We start from the raw sequence: 3,140 nt of genomic DNA, 5'->3' as shown, positions 1-3,140 counted from the left end.
TATATGCACTACACTACTTATCCCTCAAATCAATCATGGCTCAATCTCTAAGCTAGAGGAGACCATCCAGCTTGTTCAGTATTACGTAAAAATCTTTATTTAGATTCTAGAAATCTTCACTTAGGCTCCGCTTGCTCATTTCCTATCAATATTCCCTCGTGCAGGTGCTCCCATCAGATTAACTGTTAGATTTGGATCCTCTAGATTGAGGTTGTCATACCCCATCTGTCATTCCCTAGCACCATCATAAGAATGTGTTTACTGGACTAATTCAAGCTTTAGGAAAGCTTCAAACCTTAGAAGGCGATCGGCTACAAATTAACTGCCTTGAGCCCTGTGGCTCCATCATGGCAGACATTGCTTTGGGGGATAGCATTGCTGTAGACGGTGTCTGTCTAACGGTGGCTACGGTTTTACCCATGGGTTTTATCGCTACGGCGTCTCCTGAAACCCTCAGCCGTTCAACATTGGGCCATATTCCCATCCATCGCCCGGTCAATTTGGAATCCTCCTTGCGGGTGGGGGCCAAAGTTGGCGGCCACTTTGTGACGGGGCATGTGGACGGTCAAGGGGCTGTCGGTGAGATTATCAAAACCGATAGTGCCTGGGAAATCAGCTTTACAATCCCCACACATCACGTGGCTCGCTATATTGTGCCCAAGGGCAGCATTAGCGTTAATGGGATTAGTCTGACGGTGGCTGACTGTAGTGCTTCCGGGGATTGGTTTAAGGTGGCCGTTATTCCGGTCACCTATGACGAAACAAATTTGCAATATCTGCAGCCTAACGAACCGGTCAACTTAGAAGGCGATATCTTAGGTAAGTATGTAGAGCGTTTCGCCAACATGGGAGGTCGTGAAACCCAAGCAGATATTTCCTTAGATTTCTTGGCTGAAAATGGTTATGGCTAGGCTAAGGGCAGTACAGCGTCTCTTTAGTTGCCCGCCCTGTCACCGGATTAGTGCCTGTGGCCACTTCACACAGCATGTCATTCGTTTTTACATCTAGATCCACATCGGTAAAGTCAGCCCCTTCGATATCGGCTCGACGAAAATCTGTACTGAATGCATACGCGCCCTCAAGGATAGCGTTTTTCAGATTAGCTCTAATAAACCGAGCCCCATCTAGCGTGGCTCCGGTCATATCCGCATTTTCTAGATTGGCATCCGTCAAGTTTGTATCAAAGAGACGTACACCGCGCAGATCGGTATTACTTAAGTCGGTCTCAGCCATGTCGGTGCTGGTGTAATTATTGCCGCGCAGGTCCTGTCCAGCAAAACTTTGCTGTCGCAGACTCTGCCGGTCAAAGTTGGCAGCCTGGGCTGGAAGTATCCCACTCAACAAAGTGACGCCGACCAGTAGGCAGCTCAGTAACCAGCGTCTCCAACAAACGGAGCTTAAATACCTCATAACTTAGCGATCGCAACAGTACTCACCATGCATTGTGACATCCTCCCGACGCCCAATCAAAGATTAGGGTGCGGGCTTCCTCAAAGACTCCCAACTACTGCCAGAGCATGATCTGAGAGATTTAGGGGCTGATGTCCCACGCCCCGTTGCTTGATATTAATAACAAAAAGGCCTCCGCCTTAGAGCGGAGGCCTTTCTAAGCAATATCAGACCAGAGCTTAGTCTAGGTCGTCCATGCCCAGTACTGGCTCGTTCGAACGGTCAAGTCCCTTCTCAAAGCCACCAGCAGCAGCACGAGCACGGCCCGCATGCCATAGGTGACCAACCAAGAAGAAGAAACCCAGAACGAAGTGAGATGTGGACAGCCACTGACGGGGGTTTACAAAGTTAACAGAGTTAATCTCAGTAATAACGCCACCCACAGAGTTCAGAGACGCGTTAGGAGCGTGAGTCATGTACTCAGCAGCACGACGTACCTGCCAAGGCTGAATATCATTCTTGAGCTTGTCAAGGTCAAGGCCATTAGTACCACGCAGGGGAGATAGCCAAGGACCATCAAAGTCCCAGAAACGCATAGTCTCACCACCAAAGATGATCTCACCAGTCGGAGAGCGCATCAGGTACTTACCAAGGCCAGTAGGACCTTGAGCCGAACCAATGTTGGCACCCATCCGCTGGTCACGCACCAAGAAGGTCATGGCCTGGGCCTGGGAGGACTCAGCATTAGTCGGGCCGAAAAACTCACTGGGATAAGCAGTGTTGTTAAACCACACAAAGCAGGACGCGATAAAGCCCATCATGGACAACGCACCCAAACTGTAGGAAAGGTAAGCTTCACCGGACCAGATAAAGGCACGACGGACCCAGCCAAACGGCTTGGTCAGAATGTGCCATATACCACCGGAGATGCAGATCAAACCGATCCAAATGTGGCCACCGATGATGTCTTCCATGCTGTCAACACCGACAATCCAGCCGTCACCACCAAAGGGTGCGCCAACCAGATAGCCCCAAATGACAGCCGGGTCAAGGGTGGGATTAGTGATGACACGCACGTCACCACCACCAGGCGCCCAGGTATCGTAAACACCGCCAAACAAAGTGGCTTTGAATACAAGTAACAGCGCACCAATGCCCAGCAGAATCAGGTGATAACCAATGATATTGGTCATCTGATCCTTATCCTTCCAATCTTGCTGGAAGAAGCTGGAATACTCTTCAAGCGTCTCAGGACCACGAACAGCGTGATAAACACCGCCTAGACCTAAAACTGCAGAAGAAATTAGGTGAAGTACACCAACGACAAAGTAGGGAAATGTATCAACAATTTCACCACCAGGACCTACGCCCCAGCCTAAAGTAGCTAGGTGAGGAAGTAGGATAAAGCCCTGCTCATAAAGGGGCTTTTCGGGGACGAAGTGGGAGACCTCAAACAGGGTCATCGCACCAGTCCAAAGAACGATAAGACCAGCGTGGGCCACATGGGCACCCAGCAGCTTACCGGAAAGATCGATCAGACGAGCGTTACCAGACCACCAGGCAAAACCTGTGGATTGCTGGTCACGACCCGAAATGTAATTACTAGAGAGCGTTACCACGTGGCAGTACCTCTTCGGGGAATACAAACTTCTCGTGGGGCTGGTCCTGAGGAGCCATCCACGCACGAATACCTTCGTTTAACAGAATGTTCTTGGTGTAGAACGTCTCGAATTCGGGGTCTTCCGCTGCTC

At 50.2% G+C, this 3,140-nt stretch carries 3 protein-coding genes and 1 pseudogene; 1 reads left to right on the top strand and 3 read right to left on the bottom strand.

Going from position 1 to position 3,140, the window contains the following annotated elements; translation table 11 throughout:
* Positions 1-254: 254 nt before the first annotated feature.
* A complete protein-coding gene (locus IQ260_RS29220; RefSeq protein WP_193996576.1) occupies positions 255-911 on the top strand; it encodes a riboflavin synthase in 657 nt (218 codons plus the stop codon).
* Between the two features lies 1 nt (position 912).
* Here IQ260_RS29220 and IQ260_RS29215 read toward each other — a convergent pair whose 3' ends face one another.
* The 3 genes and pseudogenes from IQ260_RS29215 to IQ260_RS29205 all read right to left on the bottom strand — a co-directional run.
* Positions 913-1,341: a pentapeptide repeat-containing protein gene (locus IQ260_RS29215; RefSeq protein WP_228016543.1), complete on the bottom strand. Its 429-nt coding sequence runs from the start codon at positions 1,339-1,341 to the stop codon at positions 913-915.
* Between the two features lie 287 nt (positions 1,342-1,628).
* Positions 1,629-3,008 carry a photosystem II reaction center protein CP43 gene (psbC, locus tag IQ260_RS29210; protein WP_193996574.1) on the bottom strand — a complete coding sequence of 460 codons (1,380 nt, stop codon included), beginning with the start codon at positions 3,006-3,008 and terminating at the stop codon, positions 1,629-1,631.
* Positions 2,992-3,140: pseudogene (locus tag IQ260_RS29205) on the bottom strand (photosystem II D2 protein (photosystem q(a) protein)); the annotation flags it as partial. The gene psbC and the pseudogene IQ260_RS29205, both read right to left, overlap by 17 nt.

Origin of the sequence: Leptolyngbya cf. ectocarpi LEGE 11479 (genome assembly GCF_015207065.1) — a bacterium.
GTDB lineage: Bacteria > Cyanobacteriota > Cyanobacteriia > Phormidesmidales > Phormidesmidaceae > Leptothoe > Leptothoe ectocarpi.
This window is presented reverse-complemented; position numbering and strand designations above follow the sequence as displayed.